Annotated in this window: 19 protein-coding genes; 8 read left to right on the plus strand and 11 right to left on the minus strand. The window is 65.1% G+C overall.

Going from position 1 to position 21,990, the window contains the following annotated elements; translation table 11 throughout:
• Positions 1–86 precede the first annotated feature (86 nt).
• Together OOT33_RS00240 and OOT33_RS00245 are read left to right on the plus strand one after the other, a co-directional pair.
• Positions 87–515 carry a helix-turn-helix transcriptional regulator gene (locus OOT33_RS00240; protein WP_307747959.1) on the plus strand — a complete coding sequence of 143 codons (429 nt, stop codon included), beginning with the start codon at positions 87–89 and terminating at the stop codon, positions 513–515.
• The gene (locus OOT33_RS00245; RefSeq protein WP_307747960.1) at positions 515–808 is read left to right on the plus strand and encodes a DUF2218 domain-containing protein; all 294 of its coding nucleotides are present in this window, start codon (positions 515–517) and stop codon (positions 806–808) included. Before OOT33_RS00240 ends, OOT33_RS00245 begins: the two co-directional genes overlap by 1 nt.
• Here OOT33_RS00245 and OOT33_RS00250 read toward each other — a convergent pair whose 3' ends face one another.
• A complete protein-coding gene (locus tag OOT33_RS00250; RefSeq protein WP_307747961.1) occupies positions 809–1,273 on the minus strand; it encodes a vgr related protein in 465 nt (154 codons plus the stop codon).
• Positions 1,274–1,286: 13 nt separating this feature from the next.
• Positions 1,287–1,757, minus strand: coding sequence for a copper chaperone PCu(A)C (locus OOT33_RS00255; protein WP_307747962.1), 471 nt, complete (start codon positions 1,755–1,757; stop codon positions 1,287–1,289).
• A 175-nt stretch (positions 1,758–1,932) separates the two neighbouring features.
• Here OOT33_RS00255 and dnaK point away from each other — a divergent pair, with 175 nt between their 5' ends.
• The 3 genes from dnaK (at position 1,933) to OOT33_RS00270 (ending at position 5,407) form a co-directional block, all read left to right on the plus strand.
• A complete protein-coding gene (gene dnaK, locus OOT33_RS00260; protein WP_307747963.1) occupies positions 1,933–3,837 on the plus strand; it encodes a molecular chaperone DnaK in 1,905 nt (634 codons plus the stop codon).
• 65 nt (positions 3,838–3,902) lie between these two features.
• On the plus strand, positions 3,903–5,036 hold the full coding sequence (gene dnaJ / locus OOT33_RS00265; RefSeq protein WP_307747965.1) for a molecular chaperone DnaJ: 1,134 nt from the start codon (positions 3,903–3,905) through the stop codon (positions 5,034–5,036).
• A gap of 71 nt (positions 5,037–5,107) precedes the next feature.
• Positions 5,108–5,407: a GIY-YIG nuclease family protein gene (locus tag OOT33_RS00270; RefSeq protein WP_307747966.1), complete on the plus strand. Its 300-nt coding sequence runs from the start codon at positions 5,108–5,110 to the stop codon at positions 5,405–5,407.
• Positions 5,408–5,473: 66 nt separating this feature from the next.
• On the opposite strand, the gene OOT33_RS00275 is transcribed toward OOT33_RS00270, so the two are convergent.
• Positions 5,474–7,840, minus strand: a complete 2,367-nt coding sequence (locus tag OOT33_RS00275; protein ID WP_307747967.1) for a patatin-like protein — start codon at positions 7,838–7,840, stop codon at positions 5,474–5,476.
• Positions 7,841–7,890: 50 nt separating this feature from the next.
• Positions 7,891–8,889, minus strand: coding sequence for an NAD(P)-dependent oxidoreductase (locus OOT33_RS00280; protein ID WP_307747969.1), 999 nt, complete (start codon positions 8,887–8,889; stop codon positions 7,891–7,893).
• Between the two features lie 132 nt (positions 8,890–9,021).
• Between OOT33_RS00280 and OOT33_RS00285 the strand changes: the two genes are divergently transcribed.
• From OOT33_RS00285 to OOT33_RS00295, 3 genes are read left to right on the plus strand one after another with little or no spacing between them, the layout of a single operon-like run.
• Positions 9,022–9,501, plus strand: coding sequence for an SH3 domain-containing protein (locus OOT33_RS00285; RefSeq protein ID WP_373690510.1), 480 nt, complete (start codon positions 9,022–9,024; stop codon positions 9,499–9,501).
• Positions 9,502–9,508: 7 nt separating this feature from the next.
• A complete protein-coding gene (locus tag OOT33_RS00290) occupies positions 9,509–10,627 on the plus strand; it encodes an FAD-dependent oxidoreductase (protein WP_307747971.1) in 1,119 nt (372 codons plus the stop codon).
• Positions 10,624–11,784: a glycosyltransferase gene (locus OOT33_RS00295; protein ID WP_307747972.1), complete on the plus strand. Its 1,161-nt coding sequence runs from the start codon at positions 10,624–10,626 to the stop codon at positions 11,782–11,784. The genes OOT33_RS00290 and OOT33_RS00295 overlap by 4 nt, the downstream gene beginning before the upstream one ends.
• A 6-nt stretch (positions 11,785–11,790) precedes the next feature.
• Here the strand turns inward: OOT33_RS00295 and OOT33_RS00300 are convergent, their stop codons facing one another.
• The 7 genes from OOT33_RS00300 to OOT33_RS00330 all read right to left on the minus strand — a co-directional run bounded on the left by OOT33_RS00300 (position 11,791) and on the right by OOT33_RS00330 (position 21,725).
• Complete coding sequence (locus OOT33_RS00300) at positions 11,791–14,358, minus strand: molybdopterin-dependent oxidoreductase (RefSeq protein ID WP_307747973.1); 2,568 nt, start codon at positions 14,356–14,358, stop codon at positions 11,791–11,793.
• An 83-nt stretch (positions 14,359–14,441) separates the two neighbouring features.
• Positions 14,442–14,786, minus strand: a complete 345-nt coding sequence (nirD, locus tag OOT33_RS00305; protein WP_307747974.1) for a nitrite reductase small subunit NirD — start codon at positions 14,784–14,786, stop codon at positions 14,442–14,444.
• A complete protein-coding gene (gene nirB / locus OOT33_RS00310) occupies positions 14,786–17,266 on the minus strand; it encodes a nitrite reductase large subunit NirB (RefSeq protein ID WP_307747975.1) in 2,481 nt (826 codons plus the stop codon). Before nirB ends, nirD begins: the two co-directional genes overlap by 1 nt.
• Positions 17,267–17,287: 21 nt before the next feature.
• Positions 17,288–18,565 carry an alginate export family protein gene (locus tag OOT33_RS00315; RefSeq protein ID WP_307747976.1) on the minus strand — a complete coding sequence of 426 codons (1,278 nt, stop codon included), beginning with the start codon at positions 18,563–18,565 and terminating at the stop codon, positions 17,288–17,290.
• Positions 18,566–18,653: 88 nt separating this feature from the next.
• Entirely contained in the window at positions 18,654–19,460 is an 807-nt protein-coding gene (locus OOT33_RS00320) for a nitrate ABC transporter ATP-binding protein (protein WP_307747977.1), read from the minus strand.
• Between the two features lie 12 nt (positions 19,461–19,472).
• Positions 19,473–20,432 carry a nitrate ABC transporter permease gene (ntrB, locus tag OOT33_RS00325; protein ID WP_307747978.1) on the minus strand — a complete coding sequence of 320 codons (960 nt, stop codon included), beginning with the start codon at positions 20,430–20,432 and terminating at the stop codon, positions 19,473–19,475.
• Positions 20,433–20,444: 12 nt separating this feature from the next.
• Positions 20,445–21,725, minus strand: coding sequence for an ABC transporter substrate-binding protein (locus OOT33_RS00330; RefSeq protein ID WP_307747979.1), 1,281 nt, complete (start codon positions 21,723–21,725; stop codon positions 20,445–20,447).
• Positions 21,726–21,990: the final 265 nt, after the last annotated feature.

A 21,990-nucleotide genomic window follows, 5' to 3' on the forward strand; every position in this document is an offset into this window, starting at 1 on the left:
ATGAGTTTGACGGCGACGGCTTCCGTGGCCGCGGACACGGCGGCATGCGCAGGCGGCTGTTCGATAATGCGGAGCTGCGCCTGCTCATGCTGCACCTGATCGCGATCGAGCCGCGCCATGGTTATGACCTGATCCGCGAGATCGAGACGCTGTCCGGCGGTGCCTATGCGCCGAGTCCGGGCGTGGTCTATCCGGCGCTGACGATGATGACCGAGATGGAACAGATCAGCGAGCAACCGACGGCCGGAACGCGCAAGCAATTCGCCATTACTCCGGCAGGAGAGGCGCATCTGGCTGAACATCGCAAGCAGTGCGACGAGGTGCTCATGCGGATCGGCCGGCTTTCGGAGCAGGCGGCGCCTTCGCCGGATATCGCGCCGGTTCGGCGGGCGATGGGTAATCTGAAGGCCGCGCTCGCCATACGGCTGCGCAAGGAAGGGGCCGACAACGATACCATCCTGGATGTGGCGGCGCTGATCGATGAGACCGCCGCGAAGATCGAAAGGTTGAAATGATGGCTGACACATCAGGAAGAGCGACGGCGACGGTCGCGACGGCCCATGCCAGCCGCTATCTTCAGCAGCTGTGCAAGCACTGGTCCCACAAGTTCAAAGTCGAGTGTGATGCCGAGCAGGGCATGGTTGAGCTTGGCGCGGGGGTTCTTCGCATGAGGGCCAAGCCGGATATGCTTGAAGTGGACCTGGAGGTGACGGATGCCGAGGCATTGCCTCGCGTGAAGCAGGTGGTGGCCGAGCATCTAGACCGCTTCGCCTTTCGCGAGGCGCCGCTGCCCTTCGTCTGGAGCTGATCAGCGGCGCTGGAACGGCACCAGCGCCTCCAGCTCCGCCTGCGGCGGCGCGCCCTTAGGGCATATGCTGCGCCGATAGAGGAAGAGATGGCGGACGATCTCCGCCTGCTGCTCTATGCCATAGCGGTCGAACGGCTTGCCTGGCTCCAGTGCATAATCATAGCGACACCACGGATGGCGCATGAGGAGGAGATACCAGCGCCCTCTGGTCTGCGCCTGCCATACATGCGTCATCTCGTGGATGAAATGGCCCTGCATCGAGAGGCTTTCGCAGCCGAAATCGGCGCAATACAGATCGCCATGCGGATGGAACCACAAGTGCCCATCCGGCGCCATCGTGTATGTGCGCGGCTGGAACGGCCAGAATTTGCGAATGTGGACGCACACACGATCATAATCGATCGCCGGCCCGAAGATCGATGCCGCGAGCGCACGTTCGCCGTTCGTCAGTGCGCGGCTCGTCACGTGCGGAACTGGCTCAGTGTGCGTGGTCCATTGCGTTCATCGGCGCGGCGTCGCCTCCCGCCGTCTTGATCGTGGCGTCCACCGGCAGGCGATCCCCGTTGGAGAAGAGGAACATCAGGCTGATCGTGCCTTCCTTCACCACTGCCGGGTTGATGCCGAAAATCATCAGATGCTTGCCGCCTGGCGCGAACGCGACCTTGGTTTGCGCGGGGACATCGACCGCAGCGAGCGGCGTCATCGTCATCTTGCCGTCTTTCATCGCATTGTCGTGCATCTCGATCCGGAGCGCGCCCTCGGTCCGCACATCGCGCAGCTGCACCGCCTCCGGCCCGCCGTGGATCGTGAAATATCCGGAAGACGGCGCTTGCGGGTTGGCGTTCAGCTGTACCCAGGCCTGATCGACATAGAGCGGCGCGGGGTCCGCGCAGGAGGAGAGGGCCAAAGGTACGGCGATCAGGGCGGCAAGGCGGGCGAGACGCATCATGATAATCCCTCGGAACTGTCCCAAAATTCGACTCGTCGGCAGTGCTAGGCGTTCGTGTGTCTTGTGCCAAGAAAAAGCGCCCCTATATCGCATCTCGAACGGGTGGCGGCACCGGCTCCTCTGTGGCGATGCCGCTCCCTCAACCGCTGAAACTTTGGGGTTAAAGAGGACATAGATGGCAAAAGTTATCGGTATCGATCTGGGCACGACCAACAGCTGCGTCGCGGTGATGGACGGGGGTAAGCCCAAGGTTATTGAAAATGCGGAAGGCGCGCGCACCACGCCCTCGATCGTCGCGTTCACCAAGGATGGCGAGCGCCTGATCGGCCAGCCGGCGAAGCGCCAGGCCGTGACCAACCCGGAGAACACGATCTTCGCGGTGAAGCGCCTGATCGGCCGCCGCTTCGACGATCCCATGACCTCGAAGGACATGGAGCTGGTGCCGTACACCATTGCCAAGGGCGGCAACGGCGACGCATGGGTGAAGGCGGGCGGCGAGGATTATTCCCCGTCGCAGATTTCGGCCTTCACGCTGCAGAAGATGAAGGAGACCGCCGAGAGCTATCTGGGCGAGACCGTGACGCAGGCCGTCATCACCGTGCCCGCCTACTTCAACGACGCCCAGCGCCAGGCGACCAAGGATGCCGGCAAGATCGCGGGGCTTGAGGTGCTGCGCATCATCAACGAGCCGACGGCGGCCGCGCTCGCCTATGGCCTCGAAAAGCAGGACGGCAAGACCATCGCGGTCTATGACCTTGGCGGCGGCACCTTCGACATCTCGATCCTCGAGATCGGCGATGGCGTGTTCGAGGTGAAGTCCACCAACGGCGATACCTTCCTCGGCGGCGAGGACTTCGACTCCAAGGTGGTCGAATATCTGGCCGAGAGCTTCAAGAAGGACGAGGGCATCGACCTCACCAAGGACAAGCTGGCTCTCCAGCGCCTGAAGGAAGCCGCCGAAAAGGCGAAGATCGAGCTGTCTTCCGCGCAGACCACCGAAGTCAACCTGCCGTTCATCACGGCGGATCAGAACGGGCCGAAGCACCTCGTCAAGACGATCACCCGCGCCGATCTTGAGCGTCTGGTGGCGGACCTGATCAAGCGCACGATGGAGCCGTGCCGCAAGGCGCTGGCCGATGCGGACGTCTCGGCAAACGAGATCAGCGAAGTGGTGCTGGTCGGCGGCATGACCCGCATGCCCAAGGTGCGCGAGGCGGTGAAGGACTTCTTCGGCAAGGAGCCGCACACCGGCGTGAACCCGGATGAGGTCGTCGCGATGGGTGCGGCCATTCAGGCGGGCGTGCTGCAAGGCGACGTCAAGGATGTGCTGCTGCTCGACGTGACCCCGCTGTCGCTCGGCATCGAGACGCTGGGTGGCGTGTTCACCCGCATGATCGACCGCAACACCACGATCCCGGCCAAGAAATCCCAGGTCTATTCGACCGCGGACGACAACCAGCAGGCGGTGACGATCCGCGTGTTCCAGGGCGAGCGCGAAATGGCGGCGGACAACAAGCTGCTCGGCCAGTTCGACCTGGTGGGCATCCCGCCCGCGCCGCGCGGCGTGCCCCAGATCGAGGTGACGTTCGACATCGACGCCAACGGCATCGTCAACGTTTCCGCCAAGGACAAGGGCACCGGCAAGGAGCAGCAGATCAAGATCCAGGCATCTGGCGGTCTGTCTGACGCCGACATCGACAAGATGGTCAAGGAAGCGGAGCAGTTTGCCGACGAGGACAAGAAGCGCCGCGAGGCCGCCGAGGCGAAGAACAACGCCGAGAGCCTCATCCACACCACCGAGCGTCAGCTGGAAGAGCATGGCGACAAGGTCGACGCATCGCTGAAGGCCGAGATCGAAACCGCGATTGCCGCCGCCAAGACCGCGGTGGAAGGCAATGAGCCGGAAGCGATGAAGGAAAAGGCGCAGGAGCTTGCCACCGTGGCGATGAAGCTCGGCCAGGCGATCTACGAGAAGGAGCAGGCCGCCGCTGCCTCTCCCGATGCCGACGCCGGCGCGAAGAAGGACGACGACGTCGTCGACGCCGAATTCTCCGAAGTGGACGACAACGGCAAGGCGTAACGGCCAGTGATCTCCGGCTGCCTCGATCTGGGGAGAGGCAGCCGGACGTTCTCCCGGGGGAATGAATGAGCGCGCAAGTTGATTTCTATGAGCTGTTGGGTGTGGAGCGCACCGCCGATGGCGCGACGCTCAAGTCCGCCTATCGCAAGCTCGCCATGCAATATCACCCGGATCGCAACCCCGGCTGCAAGGACAGCGAGGCGAAGTTCAAGGCGATCAATCAGGCCTATGACTGCCTGAAGGACGACCAGAAACGCGCGGCCTATGACCGCTATGGCCATGCCGCGTTCGAGAATGGCGGGCCGGGCGGCTTTAACGGCGGCGGCGCGGGCTTCTCTGACCTTGGCGACATCTTCGAGACGATTTTCGGCGGCAGTGGCTTTGGTGGCGGGCGCGGGCGGCAGCAACAGCGGCGCGGCGCGGACCTGCGCTATGACCTTGAGGTCAGCCTCGAAGAAGCCTTCACCGGCAAGACGCAGGAAATCTCGATCGAGGTCTCCGCCTCATGCGGCGAATGCGACGGATCGGGCGCGACACCGGGCACCGGCACCCGCGCCTGCACCACCTGCGGCGGGCATGGTCAGGTGCGCGCGCAGCAGGGCTTTTTCGTGGTCGAGCGCACATGCCCGGCCTGCCACGGCGCGGGCAAGGTGATCGAAAGCCCCTGCCGCGCCTGCCGAGGCGAGGGGCGGGTGGACAAGCCGAAGACGCTTTCCGTCAACATTCCGGCGGGCGTGGATGAGGGCACCCGCATCCGCCTGACCGGCGAGGGCGAGGCGGGCGCGCGCGGTGCGCCTCCGGGTGATCTCTATATTTTCGTGCACCTAAAGCGCCACCGCGTGTTCGAGCGCGACGGCACGACCCTGTTCTGCCGCGCGCCGGTGAGCTTCACCACGGCGGCGCTGGGCGGCGAGATCGAGGTGCCGGGGCTGGACCGCGAGGCGGTTAAGATCAGGATCCCGGCGGGCATCCAGTCCGGCAAGCAGTTGCGCCAGCGCGGCGCGGGCATGCCGGCGCTCAACTCACGCGGCGCGCGCGGCGACATGGTGGTGCAGATCGACGTCGAGACGCCGACGCGGCTGAGCGCCAAACAGAAGGAACTGCTGGAGCAATTCCGCGCGACGGAGACGGGCGACGAATGCCCGGCATCCAGCGGCTTTTTCAGCAAGCTGAAAGAGATGTGGGACGATTTGGGGTAGGGATTGGCGGTCCCTCCTGATGTCGTCACCCCGGGCTTGACCCGGGGTCCCGCTTTTATAATTCTCGGGACATGCGCGGTGGGAGACAGGGCGGCTGGGTCTACATCATGGCGGACCGCTATCGCGGGACCATGTATGTGGGTGTTACAGCTGATTTGGCTGCTCGCATCCTTCAGCACAGATCAGGATCAGGCTCCGACTTTTGCGCGAGATATCGGCTTGATCGGCTCGTATGGGCCGAAGCTGGGGAGAGCATGACCGGTTGTATCGAGCAGGAGAAGCGCATCAAACGCTGGCGGCGCCAGTGGAAATTCGATCTGATAGAATACGGCAATCCGGAGTGGCAGGACTTATACGAGATGCTCGTCTGAAAGAGCAGCGGGACCCCGGGTCAAGCCCGGGGTGACGAGCAACAACAGAGGAATTCCCTTCAGGGCCTATTTTCCTTCGTTGTTCGCCCCCACAACCCCCTTCAGCTCAGCGATCAAATCCGCGACGTGGCGTAAATGCGGTTCCTCCTCCGCCAAAATCGCCGTGAAGGCCTTGAACTTGGCGGTGCGGGCAAGTTCCGCCGCGCCTGCCAGATCGCCTTCCTTCACCGTCGATAGCAATATGTCGATCATCCGCTCCGCGCCGTGGAGGCGGCCCCAGAGATAGTCGTTCTCGCGATAGACGCGGCTGAAGAACGCGCCGAAATTGTTGAACTCTATGCCTTTCAGCATCGCCGCAGCGCCGCCTGCGCGCAGCGAGGAGCAGTCGTCGGGAGAGATGCGGTCGACCTTGATCGGGTCGAACTCGTCCAGCCCCTCGCCCTGAAGCAGCGGCAGCGTCGCGATGTCGTAGAACGGGAAGCCGAGATAGGTGAGCAGCATCGCCCGCCGCTCCGCCTTGGGCAGGCCGGAGAGCGCGCCGGCCAGCATCTCCTCCACCGCCACGTCCTTCGCCTTCAGATTGCGCGCCTCGGCCAGTTCGGACAGCGCATGGGCAGGGTCGATCGCGGTCGCCTCGGCGGACTGGATCATCACCTCGGAATAGGAGTCGCTCGCCTCGCTCTCCTGATAGATGGCGAGCGCGGAATAGATCGAGTTGCGCATGATGCCGACCGCCTCGACCAGCTCCGGTGCCGGGCTGTCTGCCACATCCGTCAGGCGCCGGGCCATGAAGCGCAGGCGGCGGATGCGGAAGCCGAGGTCATGATCGCGGAAGAAGGCGATGATCTCCGGCCGCGCGCCGCCCTTGCGCTCCTCGCGCATCTGGTCCAGCCCGTGCTCGCGGATGTGCGCCCAGACCGACTGGCGGAACGTCTCGCGCAGGGCGGGGCTGCCGTCTCCGCCTAGGCGAAACAGCATCGCCACCACTTCCTCTACAATGGAGGAGAGTTTCACCAGCGCATAAGCGGGGTAGGCAAAGCCTGAGTTGATGGCGGCGCGCGTCTGCGCCTTGGCGCGCCAGTTGGCGAGCCGCTCTGGCGTTGGCTGATCCAGGAACCAGGTGTGGCCGAAGGTGTCCTCGATCTCGCGCTCAATCTCCTCACGCAGCGACTCGGTGATGCGGCGCATCCGCCGGATGGTGCGGGAACGGGTTTCGATCGCCTCCAGATTGTCGCGGATCGGCTGTTCGCGCGGGATGTCGCTCAAGGAGCCGAAGATGGTACGCAGAAAGCCGGGCAGGGGCTTCTCGTCCGGTTCCTCCCCGCCATTATTCGCCTTCCTGTTCCGGTTGAAGGCGAAGGCGCGTCCCGATGTCGGCTTGGGGTCGATATAGACGAAGCGGCGGTCGATCTCGCGCCGCGCCGGGCGGTCTTTCAGTGCGCTGATGGCGGGGGCGAAGGGGGCGTTGGTCAGCACCGATCCGTCGATCAGCACGGCATTCTCCGCCTGGCCCAGCGCGCTGTGCTGGGGCAGCACGCGGTTGAGGAAGCGTTCGCGCCCCGGCCAGTGGCGCTTTGCCTTGTCCAGCACCTTGTCCAGCTCTCGCACGGTGAAGGGCGGGAAGGCGCCGGGAAAGCTGGCGGTGGCGCGGGCGGCGAACACCAGCTCCGCTGCATCGGCGAGCGCGCCCTGCCGCAGCTTGGTGCGGAAGTTGATGGTGAGACGGTGCTCCATCTCCTGCACCTCCGGCGGGCTGTTCAGTCGCAGCATTTCGGGATAGCCCTCGAAATCCGTCACCGTCACCATCAGGTCGAGCGGGTAGGAAAAGGGCAGCAGTGGGCGCTCCTTGTGTGAGCGCGCCATGCTGTCAAACGCGTTCAGTAACAGGCGCGTGAACGTCTGGCCGCCGAAGGGGGGCTGGAACCAGCGCGAGCGCACGAAGCTGGAGAGCTTGCGACGCACCTCCTCGCGCGTGTCGGGCGAGACCGTGCGCTCGACCGTGTCCCCCCGGCGGCGCGCGGCAAGCCAGACCAGCGGCTGTGCCCAGAATTTTGTGAAGCGCGCGGCGGGCCGGGCGTCTGGGTCAAGCAGTTGCTCGACATCGGCATTGTCTAGCCAAAGGTCGGTCAGCGGCTCAAGCGACTGGCCGGTCTCGATCGCCTGCGCGAGAAAGATGCCGTTGATGCCGCCCGCCGACGCGCCTGCGATGATATCTATCACCACGCGGACCCGGAGCTTCGCCTGCTTGTCTATGCTGCGCAGCAAATCCCGATAGATGCCGAGCACGCCTTCCTGCCCCGCGTCCTTGCCCTCATGGAAATCCCGGCTCGCGCGCGCGAAATTCCATATTTCCTTGGTGATGCCGTGCATATAGACGGCCAGGCTGATGCCGCCGTAGCAGACGAGCGCCAGCCTCAGTTCCTTCTCCCGCATCGGGCAAGACTGTCATGTTCGTCGGCGGTTGTCGAGGGTGATGCGCGCGGTCAGAAAAGACCTTCGAGCACCTGGTCGCGCGGGCGGTGGCCATCGACCCAGGTGCGGATATTGGCGATCACCTTGTCGCCGGTGGCGTCGCGCCCCTCGATGGTGGCCGACCCCATATGGGGTTTGAGGACCACGTTGGTAAGGGTGAGCAGGCGCGGATCGACCGCAGGCTCATGCGCAAAAACGTCTAGCCCCGCGCCCCCGATGCGCCCGGATTCCAGCGCGCCGATCAACGCTTCCTCATCATATACCTCGGCGCGCGAGGCGTTGATCAGATAGGCGTCGGGCTTCATCAGGCCGATGCGGCGCGCGTCGATCATGCCGCGGCTGTCGTCATTGAGCGGGCAGTTGATCGACACGAAATCGCTGGTGGAGAGCAGCTCGTCGAGCGACTCTATCCATGTCGCGCGGGTGGCGCGCTCTACGCTTTCGGGCAGGCGGTGGCGGTTGTGATAGACGACCGAGAGACCGAAAGGCGCGGCGCGCAGGGCCACTGCCTGCCCGATGCGGCCCATGCCGATGATCCCCAGCGTCTTGCCGCCGATGCGATGCCCGAGCAGACCCGAGGGGCTCCACCCCGCCCATTGCCCGGCGCGCAAAATCTGCTCCCCCTCCGCGAGGCGGCGCGGCACAGCGATGATGAGCGCCATCACCATATCGGCGGTGTCGTCTGTCAGCACGCCCGGCGTGTTGGTGACGATGATGCCCCTGCGACGCGCGGCGCCGAGATCGATATGATCAACGCCATTGCCGAAGTTGGCGATCATGCGCAGCCGCTCGGGCGCGGCTTCGATCAATGCTGCGTCGATATGGTCCGTCACCGTCGGCACCAGCACGTCGCAATCCGCCATGGCGGCGGCAAGCTCGTCACGCGTCATCGCGGCGTCATTGGGACTGAGCACGGTATCGAACAGCTCGACCATGCGCTGCTCCACGCTGGGCGTCAGGCGGCGGGTGACGATCACTCTCGGGCGGGCGGGGCGCGGCATTTTCGGCATGGCATGACCGCTATCGCCTTGCGGTAGGCGAGGTCAAGCACAGATGGCGGTATCGCGCGGCCGTGATGCGCAAGGGCCTTGTCTTCGCGCACAGCTTGCCGCTATCTGGTGCGGGTGAGGAAGAACAGCAAAATGGGATATGCGCGGGTGCGGGGCGTGGTATGCGTGGTGTTGTTGGCGGCGGCGGCTCTTGGCGCGCGCCCTGCCTATGCTGGACCGAAAACGCCGCCTTATTGGGCGTCGATAGCGGCGGACGAGGCGCGGATGCGCGTGGGGCCGAGCCTCGACTACCCTTCCAACTGGATTTACCAGCGGCGCGACATGCCGGTGAAGGTTGTGCAGGTGCTGGGCAACTGGCGCAAGATCCAGGACCCTGACGGTACGCAGGGCTGGATGCATGTGCGCCTGCTGAGCGACACCGCGACCGCGATGGTGCGGGATGTCGCTGCGGATATGCGGCAGGACCGCAGTGACGCCACGCCGCTGCTGTACCGGGCAGAGCAGGGCGTCGTCGGCCGGGTCAGCGATTGCGGCGAGGGCTGGTGCCGGTTCGACGTCAGCGGCAAGCGCGGCTATGTGCGCGCGTCCTCGCTTTGGGGCGCGGTGAAATAGCCGCCTGATGCCTGACTTCCGCACCGATGCCCTGGTCGTGGGTGCGGGCGCCGTCGGCCTCGCCTGCGCGCGTGCGCTGGCACTGCGCCGGCAGCAGGTGGTGGTGCTGGAGGCCGCAGACGCCATCGGTCAGGGCGTTTCAAGCCGCAATTCCGAAGTGCTGCATGCGGGGATTTATTACCCCACCGGATCGCTCAAGGCGCGGCTGTGCGTGGCGGGCAATGCGCTGATCCGCGAGTATCTGACCGGGCGCGGTATCGCCCTGAACCCGTGCGGGAAGCTGGTGGTGGCGACGAGCGTGGATGAAGTGCCCAAGCTGGAGGCGCTGCACGCGCAGGCGAAGGCCAATGATGTGCCGCAGGTGGAATGGATAACCGGCGCGCAGGCCCGTGTGCTCGAGCCTGCGCTGCGCGCGGAGGCGGCCATGCTGTGCGGCACTTCGGCGGTGTTCGACAGCCATGGCTATATGCTGGGCATGCGGGGCGACATCGAGGATGCGGGCGGCAGCATTGCGCTGCGCACGCCGTTCGAGCGCGCCAGCCGGGATCCGGATGGCTTCGTCGTTCAGTGCGGCGGGGCCGAGCCGGTGAGCATTGGTTGCCGGTTGCTGGTGCTGGCGGCAGGGCTGGGCGCGCAGGCCGTGGCGAGTGGCGTAGAGGGTTTTCCCGCCGCGCTGATACCGCAACGCCACCTCGCGAAGGGCAGCTATTTCGCGTTGCAGGGCAAGGCGCCGTTCGCGCGGCTGATCTATCCTTTGCCGGTGCACGGGTCGCTCGGCACGCATTACCGGCGGGACATTGGCGGCGTTGCGCGCTTTGGGCCGGACATCGAATGGGTGGAGGGCGAGGACTACGGCGTCGACCCGGCGCGAAAGCCGCAGTTCGTGGAAGCGATCCGGCGTTTCTGGCCGGACGTGAACGAGGACGCGCTGGTGCCGGATTATGCGGGCATCCGGCCCAAGATCCACGGCCCGGGTGAACCGCAGCCCGATTTTTCGATCCAGTTCGAGGGCAGCCACGGCCTGGGCGGACTGGCGGCGCTGTTCGGCATCGAAAGCCCCGGCCTCACGTCCTCGATGGCGATCGGGGCGTATGTTGCGGACGGCCTGCTGGGGACGAAGGGATGATGGAGCCGCCGGTGCTGCTGGACGTCAGCCGCCTGATCTGGCGCGCGTGGCTGGGCCTGCTGCCCACCGGGATCGACCGCGCCTGTATCGCCTATATCCGCCATTATCGCGGGCGGGCGCTGGCGGTGGTGCAGCGCGGCGGGATTACACGGGTGCTGAAGCCGGCGCTGTCTGAGCGGCTGTTTGACCTTGTGGTCGATCCTCCGGTGGACGTCAGGTTAAAACTGATGCTGCTGATCCTGCCGGGGCTGATCTGCGGCGCGGCGCGGAGCGGGATGCGCGGTGCGCTCTATCTCAATGTCGGGCATACGGGGCTGGACCGGGCGGGACATGCGCGCTGGGTGCGGCGCAGCGGCGTGCGCGCGGTCTATTATGTGCATGACCTCATCCCCATCACCCATCCGCAATTCGCGCGGGCGGGCGTGCCGGAGCGGCACGCCATGCGGATGCGCAGTGTGTTGCGCCAAGGCGCGGCGGTGATCGCCAACAGCGCGGACAGCGTGCAGGCGCTCGGCGCGTTTGCGCGTGAGGAGGGCTTGCCGATGCCGCCCACCCTGATCGCGCCGCTGGGCGTGGAGGCGCATGAGAGCGCACCGGGGCATACCCCACAGGAGCCGCCCAGCTTCGTGATGCTGGGGACGATTGAGGGGCGCAAGAACCATGCGCTTATATTGCGCGTGTGGCAGCGTCTGATCGCGCGGCTGGGGGAGCAGACGCCGCGCCTCGTCATCATCGGCCAGCGCGGGTGGCAGGCGGACGATGTTTTTCGCCAGCTGGATGAAGACGCGACGTTGCGGCCTTATGTGAAGGAGCTGGGCCGGTGCGACGATGCGGCGTTGCAGCTCTGGCTCGGGTCGGCGCGGGCGCTGTTGTTCCCCAGCTTTGTCGAGGGGCAGGGGCTGCCGCTGATCGAGGCGCTGGCCGCAGGCGTGCCGGTGATCGCCAGCGACCTTGCCGTGTTCCGCGAGACGGCAGGGGAGATTCCCGACTATCTCGATCCGCAGGATGAGGCCGCGTGGGAGGCGGCGGTGCTCGAATATGCTGCGCAGCATGGCAATGCGCGGGAGCGTCAGCTGGAGCGTATGCGGGACTTTACGCCGCCGTCTTGGGAAGCGCATTTCAGGACGGTGGAGAGATGGCTGGAGCGGCTGGCCTGAAAGCCTTCATGCCACCGATGCGTGCGCTTCCTCGATGAGCCTGGCGATGGCCGGGCGGCACGAGCCGCAGTTGGTGCCCGCGTTCAGCGCCTTGCCCACCGCCTCGACGCTGGTGAGCGCCTGATCGCGGATTGCGCGCGTGATGCTGTATGCGCCGATATCGAAACATACGCACACCACCGGCCCGGCGTCCGGCGCGGGCGTGGCGGCGCGCCCGGCGAGCAGCTCCGCGCCCTTCGGTTGTTCCTCTGGCCGCAGTTGCGCCAAAATCCATTCGCGCGGTGGGAGCGAGCCGGAGCGGGTGAGGAACAGTGCCGCCTGCAGGCACCCGGTATCATCGCGCACGGCAACGCGCAGGCTCCCGCGCGCGCCATCGCGCGCCTCGATGCGCTCTCCCTTGGGGAGCAGTGCTTCTATGTCAATCGCGCCCTGGCCCGCCAGTTCGGTGAGCCAGCCATGCTCGCCTCGCACCCGCGTCCAGTAGCAATCTGCCGTTATGTCTGGCCGCTCGACGCTGACGAGGAAGGCGCGCCAGTCCGCGCCATAGGGAGCGATGACCGCTGGGGTATTCTTGAATGCGGGCTGGCCGGAAATGGGATCGACCTTTTGGCCGGGTAGCCTGCCCGTGCGCCCGCCGGACGAGATCTGGTCCGTCCAGTGCATCGGCACGAACAGTTCGCCCCGGCGCTGCCCTTCTGAGACGCTCACGCGATAGAGGCTGCTGCCCGTAGGTGTGGAGATGCTGGCGATGCTGTGGTTGGCGATGCCGAGTGTGGCGGCGTCATCGGGGTGAATCTCTACCCATGGCTCGCGCCGGTGTTGCGAGAGTTTGGGGCTGAGCGCGGTGCGTGTCATCGTGTGCCAATGGTCGCGCGTGCGCCCGGTGTTGAGCCGCAAGGGGAAGGCGGGGTCGGTGTCTTGCGCGGGCGGGGTTACCGGAACCAGCCGCGCCTTGCCGTCGGGCGTGGAGTAATGCGCATCGGCATAGGGCGCTGCGCCGCCCCATTGCCACGGTGCCCATGCAGCGTAGTCAGCGTCTGAAATCCTGGCCCATTGCGACAGATCGAGCACGCGGCGGCCACCATTGCGAAAGCCCGTCTGCGCCGCATATTCCCGGAAGACCGCTGCGGCGGAGGGGTAGGCGAAGGCGTCTGCCCACCCCATGCGGCGGGCGACATCGGCTACGATGTCCCAGTCCGCGCGTGCTTCGCCGGGCGGCGGGAAAATGGGGCGCTGGCGGGAAATGACGCGCTCGCTGTTGGTGACAGTGCCGTCCTTCTCGCCCCATGCCAGCGCGGGCAGCTTTACATGGGCATAGGCGGTCGTGTCCGTCTCGGCCATGCAGTCCGACACGACGACGAAATCGCACCGCTCCATCGCCGCGCGCACGAAACCGGCGTCGGGCATCGAGACGGCGGGGTTGGTGGCCATGATCCACAGCGCCTTTATGCGCCCGTCATGCACGGCGCGGAACATGTCGACGGCCTTCAACCCCGGCGCGCGCGCGATCATGGGGCTGGCCCAGAAATCCTGAGCGGCGGCGCATTCTTCAGCGCTGAACCCCATATGCGCGGCGAGCATCGAGGCAAGCCCGCCGACCTCGCGGCCGCCCATCGCATTGGGCTGGCCGGTGATCGAGAACGGCCCCATGCCCGGCTGGCCGATGCGCCCCGTTGCCAGATGCAGGTTGATGATCGCGTTGCCTTTGTCCGTACCGCTGGCGGACTGGTTCGCGCCCTGGCTGAACAGGGTGATGGTTTTGGGGTGCTGGCTAAGCAAATCGAAGAAGGCGGCGCGCGTGGTGTCATCCAGCCCGTCTTCCCCTGCGCAGAGCCGATCCCAGAAGCCATCGGGCGCGTTGACATGGTTGGCGAGATAGGCGTCATCGAGCAATCCGCGCGCCTTCATGTCGAGCAGCGCCGCGTTGAAGAGCGCGACATCGCCATCGGGGCGGATCGGCAGGTGCAGGTCTGCGCGCTCGGCGGTTTCGGTACGGCGCGGGTCGATGACGACCAGTTTGGTGCCGCGCGCCTCCCGCGCCGCCTCGATCCGCTGCCACACGACCGGGTGGCACCAGGCGGTGTTGGAGCCGACCAGCACGATCAGCTCCGCCGCCTCCAGATCCGAGTAGGAGCAAGGCACCACATCTTCGCCGAAGGCGCGGACATGCGCCGCCACCGCGCTCGCCATGCACAGGCGGGAATTGGTGTCGATGTTGGCGGAGCCGATGAAGCCTTTCATCAGCTTGTTGGCGACGTAATAATCCTCCGTAAGCAACTGGCCGGAGACGTAGAAGGCGACGCTGTCCGGCCCGTGCTGGGCGATCGTATCTGAGAAGCGCTGTGCCACCAGATCGAGCGCCGAGTCCCAGCTTGCGCGTGCGCCGTTGACCTCGGGGTAGAGCAGCCGACCCTCGAGGCTCACCGTCTCGCCCAGATGCGTGCCCTTGGAGCACAGCCTACCGTTGTTCGCGGGGTGCGTGGCATCGCCCTTGATCAGCACCGAGCGCTCGCCGGTGCGCGTCGCCGCGATGCCGCAACCCACGCCGCAATAGGGGCAGGCGGTGCGGACCATGTGCGCTCCCTCTGTCGTGGGGGAGGATTGGGGAATACCGGACGGCCCCACCCCCGGCCCCTCCCCTGGAGGGGAGGGGAGTTTCATCCATCAACTCCCTGCAAGGCTTCCTTGCGCGCTATGAGGATGCGACCGCCGTCAATCTTGACCGGGATGGTCGGCACACAGCCCACGTCGTCGCCCAGCGCTTCGCCGGTGACGAGGCTGATCCGCCAGTTGTGTAGCGGGCAGGTGACCGTGGTGTCATGCACGATGCCCTGGGAGAGCGGCCCCTGTTTGTGCGGGCATTTGTTGAGCAGGGCATAGACGCTGCCGTTGGCGGTGCGGAAGATCGCGATTTCCTCGCCGCCCTGCACGGGGAGGGTGCGCGCGCCCAGGGCCGGGAGCTGATCCACCGGGCCGATGTCGAGCCAGTCTGCAGTGACCATCAGTGTGCTCCCACAACGGCGAAGGGACGGATCTCGGCAATATGCTGGTGCAGATGCGCCTCCTTTCCTGCCGCGCGCTCGGCCCAGGGGTCTTTTTGCAGATATTTCTGCGCGTGGAGGAAGCGGCCATAGAGCGCCTTGCGGCCTTCATGATCGTCCACCACCCTGGCTTTCACATGGTCCAGGCCGACCCGCTCGATCCACGGCGCGGTGCGATCGAGATAACGCGCCTCCTCGCGGTAAAGCTGGATGAAGGCGCCGCAATATTCGAGCGCCTCTTCCTCGGTCGCCACCTTACAGAGCAGGTCCGTGCCGCGCAGGTGGATGCCGCCATTGCCGCCGACGAGCAGTTCGTAGCCGCTGTCTACACAGATCACGCCGAAGTCCTTGATCGTCGCTTCGGCGCAATTGCGCGGGCAGCCGGAGACCGCAATCTTGAACTTGTGCGGCATCCAGCTGCCCCAGGTCATCTGTTCGAGCAGGATGCCGAGGCCGGTCGAATCCTGTGTGCCGAAACGGCACCATTCGGAGCCGACGCAAGTCTTCACAGTGCGCAGCGCCTTGCCATAGGCGTGGCCGGAGACCATGCCGGCGGCGTTCAGGTCCGCCCAGATGTGGGGCAGGTCTTCCTTCTTGATGCCGAACAGGTCGAGCCGCTGCCCGCCGGTCACCTTCACCATGCGCGCGCCATATTTTTCGGCGGCGTCGGCAATGGCGCGCAGCTCCTTGGGCGTGGTGACGCCGCCCCACATGCGCGGCACCACGGAATAGGTGCCGTCCTTCTGGATGTTGGCGTGCATCCGCTCATTGACGAAGCGGCTTTGCGGATCCTCCTTGTGCTCGGCGGGCCAGGCGCAGAGCAGGTAGTAGTTAAGCGCGGGGCGGCAGGAGGAGCAGCCGTCCGGCGTGCTCCACGAAAGCGCCTGCATCACCGCCGGGATTTCCTTGAGGTTTTTCTCAAGGATCGCGGCGCGCACATCCTCATGGGTGAAGCTGGTGCACTTGCACATCGGCTTGTTGTCGCGCTCGCCAGCGAATTCGTCTCCCAGCGCCAAGGCCAGCAGGTTTTCGACAAGGCCGGTGCAGCTGCCGCAGCTTGCGGACGCCTTGCAGCCGGAGCGCACCCCATCGAGCGACTGCGCGCCGCCCGCGATACAGGCCATTACCTGCCCCTTGGATACGCCGTTGCAGCCGCAAATTTCCGCGTCATCGGAAAGGGCGGCAACGGCATCAATAGGGTTTGCGGTGGCGCCCCCGCCAGATGCAAACGCCTGCCCGAAGATCAGCGCGTCGCGAATGTCCGCAATGTCTTCGCCCTTCTTGAGCAGATCGAAATACCAGTTGCCGTCTGCCGTATCGCCATAGAGCACCGCGCCGACGATCTTGTCCTGCTTGACGATCACGCGCTTGTAGACGCCGCGCGTCGCATCGCGCAGGACGATGTCCTCGCAGCCCTCGCCGCCTGAAAAGTCGCCCGCCGAAAACAGGTCTATGCCCGATACCTTGAGCTTTGTGGAGGTGACCGAGCCTTTATAGGGGTTTTCGCTGCCCACCAGCCCATCGGCGAGGCTGCGACACATGTCCCACAGCGGCGCGACGAGGCCGTAGACCTGTCCGTCATGCTCGACGCATTCGCCTACCGCGAGCACATCGGCATCGGACGTGACCATATGATCGTCGACCTGAATGCCGCGCCCCACGGCGAGGCCTGCTTCCTTCGCGAGGGCAGTGCTCGGGCGGATGCCGACTGCCATCACGACAATGTCGGCCCTGATCTCCGTGCCGTCCTTGAGGCGCACGCCCTCCACCTTGTCCGTGCCGATGATCTCGGCGGTGTCGGCCTGCGTCAGAATCGTCTGGCCGCGCCGCTCCAGCTCGGTTTTCAGCAGCCAGGCGGCGGCCTCATCGAGCTGGCGCTCCATCAGGGTCGGCATCAGGTGCAATACGGTGACCTGCATGCCCCGGAGCGACAATCCGTGCGCCGCCTCCAGGCCAAGCAGGCCACCGCCGATGACCACCGCATTCCCCCCCAGGTCTGCGGCGGCCAGCATCTTGTCGACATCATCGAGATCGCGGAAGGTGACCACGCCGGGCAGATCCTTGCCCGGCACGGGGATGATGAATGGATCGGAGCCGGTGGCGATCAGCAGCTTGTCGTAGCTGACCGACATGCCCGACTTCGCGGTTACGGTCTTGGCCGCGCGGTCGATACCGACCACCGGGTCGCCGGAGATCAGTTCGATACCGCTGTCCGCATACCAATCCGCCCCGTTGATGATGATGTCTTCGAACGTCTTTTCCCCGGCGAGGACGGGAGAGAGCATGATCCGGTTGTAGTTGACGCGCGGCTCGGCTCCGAAAATGGTGATGCGGAACTTGCCGGGGTCGCGCGCCAGTATTTCCTCCACCGCGCGGCAGCCGGCCATGCCGTTGCCGATGACGACGAGGTGCGGGCGGGGATCTGGGGGGGATGCGACCATGTCTCTCTTGTCCTTGGTGGGTTACAGCGCGTATTCGAGTTGCAACCAGAACTTGCTGGTATCGACGTCACCGGGGAATTTGAGGAAGCCCTTGGCGTCGTAGTCTGCGTATTTCGCAAGGAGCGTGAGGCTCTTCGTCGGCTTGAAGCCGATTTGCGCATCCCATTCCTGACCATATTTGAAGTTGCCGACATCGCTCTTGAAGCTGTGCCACACGACCGCGGCGTTGAGGCCCGCGAGGCTCTTGACCTTGGGCTTCACCGCCACGCCCGCGTAGATGTCTTCCAGTCCGGTGCCGGTCGCGCTGGTGGGGGTGTTGAGGAACAGGTCCGCCCAGCCGTTGAACTTGTGCAGCGTCGCCATCGGCGTCTGGAAGGCGACGCGGCCCTTGGGCGTGATGTCTCCACCCAGCAGCTCGTAACCGGCGGTCAGCGTCCAGATGTCATAGCTCAGCCCCGCCTCGGCCGCGATATAATCGACCGAATAATCACCGGGGTTGAGCTCGTAGTCATATTGCCTGGCATAGCTCGCCATCAGGTTGAGGCTGGCCTTGGGCGAGAGCTTGAAGGTTGAGGTCGCCCGCGCGCCATAAGTCTGGGTGGAGGTGGCCTTGACCGGCTCCTTGGCGTCGAAATCGAGCAGGTAGGAGAACGCCTTGAGCTTCACCGGCCCGAGCGACGCGCCCGCACCGAGGAACACGAAACCGCCGGAATAGGCCTGACGCGAACCTGCGTCGACGCCGAAGATGGTGCGCTGGGACCAGCTGTAGGTGCCGTCGAGGCTGATCGGGCCGAGGGTCGCCTCGGCGCGCACCGCGTCGAACGTCTGCTCGTTCTGCCGCCAGCCGACCGAGCCGACGAAACGCTGATCATCGAGGTTGATGCGCTGGCGGCCGCCGGTGAGGGTGAAGGTCTTGGTCTTGTACTGGATCTGCGCGCGATTGAGCTCGATATTCTCGGGGTCGGACACCACGGAATAACCGGCGCGGCGCTGGTGGCTGAAGCCAATGGATGCCGGCGTGAAGGTTCCCGGAAATGCGGTGTAGCCATCGTCGATCGCCAGCGTCGCTTCCGCCTCGACCAGTGCGGAAAAGCCGCTCTTGGTGCTGAGTGTGATGCCGGGCCGCATGCGCATGGTGACGGCGTCTGCATCCGTTGTCGGCTGGTCGACATTTTCATAGCGCAGGCGCGCGTCGATGCTCGGCTTCAAACTGAAGGTTTCGGCCTGGGCAGACTGCGCCGTGAAGGCGGCCGCGATGGCGGTGGTGGTCAAGGCTATCATACTGGTTTTGTTGTGCATAACTTCCCCCTTTGTCCTGTTGGCGTTTTCCCCAGGACATCCCCTCTCTCTTGAAATCTGTGATCGTGCCGCCCCGCGCGGCTGCGGTTCAGGCCGCCTGCAAGGTCGCGGGGTTGCGATACCGTTCGTGCAGGAAGTGGACGACGGCGTGGCGCGCGTCGGCATATTCGGGCAGGTCCATCGCCGCGAGGCGTGCGCGCGGGCGCGGGATGTGGACCTTGAGGTCTTCCCCGATCCGCGCGGCCGGGCCGTTGGTCATCATGATGACGCGGTCGGACAGCAGCACGGCCTCGTCGACATCGTGCGTGATCATCAGCACGGTGTTGTTGAGCCGGGCCTGAAGATCCATCACCACATCCTGCAAGGCAGCGCGGGTGAGGGCGTCTAGCGCGCCGAACGGCTCGTCCATGAGCAGCACGCGCGGCTGCATCGCGATGGCGCGGGCGATGCCGACGCGCTGCTTCATGCCGCCGGAAAGCTCGCCGGGGCGCTTGTTCGCCGCGTGGGCCATCTGCACCAGTTCAAGGTTGTGCAGCGCCCATTCCTTGCGCTCGGCCTTGCTTTTTCCCTTCGCAGTCTTGTCTACGGCGAGGCAGACATTCTCCTCCACCGTCAGCCAGGGCAGCAGCGAGTGATCCTGGAACACGACGGCGCGGTCCACGCCCGGCGCATCCACTACCTGATCGCCGAGGAATACCACGCCCCGGCTGGGTTTTACGAGGCCAGCGACGACATTGAGCAGAGTCGATTTGCCACAGCCGGAGTGCCCGATCAGCGAGACGAACTCACCCTTCTCGATGCTGAGGCTGATCTTGTCGAGCGCGCAGAATGTGCCCTTCTTGGTCGGGAACTCCACGCAGATGTCTTCGAGTGCGAGATAGCTTCTCTGTTTCATGAGCGTTTCTCCTTAAGCCGTCCGGGCGACCTTGCGGCCGATGAAGGCGACGATGCGGTCCAGCGCGAAGCCGACCAGACCGATCCAGATCAGCGCAACGATGGTATCGGTCAGCAGCGAGCTGTTGTAGCTGTCCCAGATGAAGAAGCCGATGCCGGTGCCGCCCTGCACCATCTCTGCCGCGACGATGGCGAGCCAGCTCATGCCGACGCCGATGCGAAGCCCGGTGAACATGTGCGGCACGGTGGCGGGCAGCATGATCTTGGTGAAATATTCGAGCGGATTGAGGTTCAGCACCTTGCCGACGTTGACATAGGCGGCTGGCATGGACTGAACCCCGGCGGCGGTGTTCAAAATCACCGGCCAGATTGCGGTGATGAAGATAAGGAAGATTGTGGAGGGTTGCGCCTGCTGGAAGATCGCAAGGCTGATCGGCAACCACGCGAGCGGCGGGACGGTACGCAGCACCTGGAACAGCGGATCGAGCGCGCGATAGGCGAACACGCTCTGCCCGACGAGAATGCCGAGCGCGATGCCGAGGATCGCGGCGAGGCTGTAGCCCATCATTACGCGCTTGAGGCTGGTGACGATATGGCCGGCGATGCCGACGACGCCTTCCTCGCTGACATGCACGCCGGAGAAGTCGACGGTCACGCCCTCGAACGGGTTGACGATCAGCTCGTGGCTATCCTGCCAGACCTTGAGCGGCGAGGGGAAGGTTGCGTCCGGGCTGCCGCACGCCACCTGCCACAGGCCGAACAGGACGACGAGCATCAGCAGCGTGGGCAGGGTCTGCGCGGCAATGGACCGCAGCTTCTCCTCCCACGCCTGCATCGGGGCAGGCATGGGCGGCAGTTGGCGACGCTTTATGGCGTCTTCGGGATAGGGCACGACGGTTGCTCCGGCGGCCGGGGACAGCGCGGGCGCGCCCTCGCTCTGGCCTGTGTTTGCTAGGGGGGATGAGGCAGACATGGATATGCTCCGTCAGACGCGCTTGATGCCGAGGCTGGAGAGATAGGCCTTGGGGTTGGCGGGGTTGAAGACCTTGCCGTCGAAGAACTTCTCCGGCCCGCGGCTGTCGCTTGCGGGGCCTTTGCCGCCGATCGCCGCCGCCGCTTTGCGCCAGATGTCGCTGCGGTTGACCTTGGCGATGATGCCGTTGGTGTTGAGGCTCATCGGCAGCTTGCCCCAGCGCTGATTCTCGGTGAGGAACCAGAGATCGTGGCTCTTGTAGGGGAAAGACGCAAAGCCGTTGAAGAACTTCATCTTGAAGGCGGCATTGGGGAATTTGCGCCCGTCACCCATGGTAAAGTTGCCCTGCAGACGGTCGGCAATATCGCCCACCGGCACCTTCAAATAGGCGGGGCCGCCGATCATCATCGCGAGGCGGGCGATGTTGGCGGGGTTGTCTGCCCAGCGCTGTGCCTCGATGATCGCGGCGGTGAGAGCAATGGCCGCGCGCGGGTTCTGATCCACCCAGTCCGAGCGCATGGCGAAGCTCTTTTCAGGATGGTTCATCCACATCTGGCCGGTGGAAACGGCGGTGTAGCCGAGCTGTTGGGCGACGAGCTGGTCGTTCCAGGGCTCGCCGACGCAGAAGGCGTCCATCGTGTCGGCGCGCATGTTGGCAACCATCTGTGGCGGCGGAATGGTGATAAGCGAAACGTCGCTGTCAGGATCGATGCCGCCAGCCGCCAGCCAGTAGCGGATCCACAGGTCGTGCGTCCCGCCGGGGAAGGTCATCGCCATGGTGATCTTCTTGCCAGCCGCCTTGCGCTGGGCGATCACGCCTTTCATCGCGGCAGAGTTAAGACCAGCCTTGGCGCCGAGATATTCCTTCGACACCGAGATCGCCTGGCCGTTGACGTTGAGGCGGGCGAGGATGCTCATCGGCGTCTGCTTGGCCTGATAGCCCATCGACAGAAAATAGGGCATGGGGGTGAGGATATGCGCGCCGTCTATGCCGCCGCCGTCAGACCCCAGGACGAGGTTGTCGCGCGTTGCGCCCCAGCTCGCCTGCTTGGCGACGATGACGTTAGGCATGCCATATTTGGCGAACAGGCCGAGTTCCTTGGCGACGATGACCGGCGCTGCATCGGTAAGGGCGATAAAACCCAGCTTCGCGCCCTGAACCTCGGGCCCCGGCCCGGCAGCGAATGCGCCGGAAGGAAACGCCTGTTGCACTGCACCCAGAAGAGCCACCGTGCCGCTGGTTTTCAATATGCCTCTGCGGCTGATGCCCTGCTGATCGTCCTGTTCCGCCATCGAATATGCTCCTTCCCGAACCCGTTGCGCGAGGCGAAGTCAGCAGACCGCGCCATTCCCCCAGTGTGCAACCGCCGAAGCGCGAAACCCGCGATAGACGCAAAAAAAACCGCCTCGAATCACAGCGATGAGCTGGTTCGGGCGGCTGCGTTGCCTCAGGTGCCGTGTGCGGCGGTATCAAGCCAGACCCGCCATTGGGTGAGGCCGATAAATCATGCCGAGACATCCTTGTCTCGTCGGGGCCAAGATTGGCATCGATTCGCCG

The organism is Sphingobium sp. DEHP117 (assembly GCF_030867385.1).
Lineage (GTDB): Bacteria > Pseudomonadota > Alphaproteobacteria > Sphingomonadales > Sphingomonadaceae > Sphingobium.

Bases quoted from the DNA above. Each gene is read 5' to 3' on its own strand.
- OOT33_RS00240 (WP_307747959.1), top strand. From the start codon at position 87: ATGCTGCACCTGATCGCGATCGAGCCGCGCCATGGTTATGACCTGATC.
- OOT33_RS00245 (WP_307747960.1), top strand. From the start codon at position 515: ATGGCTGACACATCAGGAAGAGCGACGGCGACGGTCGCGACGGCCCAT.
- OOT33_RS00255 (WP_307747962.1), bottom strand. From the start codon at position 1,757: ATGATGCGTCTCGCCCGCCTTGCCGCCCTGATCGCCGTACCTTTGGCC.
- dnaK (WP_307747963.1), top strand. From the start codon at position 1,933: ATGGCAAAAGTTATCGGTATCGATCTGGGCACGACCAACAGCTGCGTC.
- dnaJ (WP_307747965.1), top strand. From the start codon at position 3,903: ATGAGCGCGCAAGTTGATTTCTATGAGCTGTTGGGTGTGGAGCGCACC.
- OOT33_RS00270 (WP_307747966.1), top strand. From the start codon at position 5,108: ATGCGCGGTGGGAGACAGGGCGGCTGGGTCTACATCATGGCGGACCGC.
- OOT33_RS00275 (WP_307747967.1), bottom strand. From the start codon at position 7,840: ATGCGGGAGAAGGAACTGAGGCTGGCGCTCGTCTGCTACGGCGGCATC.
- OOT33_RS00280 (WP_307747969.1), bottom strand. From the start codon at position 8,889: ATGCCGAAAATGCCGCGCCCCGCCCGCCCGAGAGTGATCGTCACCCGC.
- OOT33_RS00285 (WP_373690510.1), top strand. From the start codon at position 9,022: ATGGGATATGCGCGGGTGCGGGGCGTGGTATGCGTGGTGTTGTTGGCG.
- OOT33_RS00290 (WP_307747971.1), top strand. From the start codon at position 9,509: ATGCCTGACTTCCGCACCGATGCCCTGGTCGTGGGTGCGGGCGCCGTC.
- OOT33_RS00295 (WP_307747972.1), top strand. From the start codon at position 10,624: ATGATGGAGCCGCCGGTGCTGCTGGACGTCAGCCGCCTGATCTGGCGC.
- OOT33_RS00300 (WP_307747973.1), bottom strand. From the start codon at position 14,358: ATGGTCCGCACCGCCTGCCCCTATTGCGGCGTGGGTTGCGGCATCGCG.
- nirD (WP_307747974.1), bottom strand. From the start codon at position 14,786: ATGGTCACTGCAGACTGGCTCGACATCGGCCCGGTGGATCAGCTCCCG.
- nirB (WP_307747975.1), bottom strand. From the start codon at position 17,266: ATGGTCGCATCCCCCCCAGATCCCCGCCCGCACCTCGTCGTCATCGGC.
- OOT33_RS00315 (WP_307747976.1), bottom strand. From the start codon at position 18,565: ATGCACAACAAAACCAGTATGATAGCCTTGACCACCACCGCCATCGCG.
- OOT33_RS00320 (WP_307747977.1), bottom strand. From the start codon at position 19,460: ATGAAACAGAGAAGCTATCTCGCACTCGAAGACATCTGCGTGGAGTTC.
- ntrB (WP_307747978.1), bottom strand. From the start codon at position 20,432: ATGTCTGCCTCATCCCCCCTAGCAAACACAGGCCAGAGCGAGGGCGCG.
- OOT33_RS00330 (WP_307747979.1), bottom strand. From the start codon at position 21,725: ATGGCGGAACAGGACGATCAGCAGGGCATCAGCCGCAGAGGCATATTG.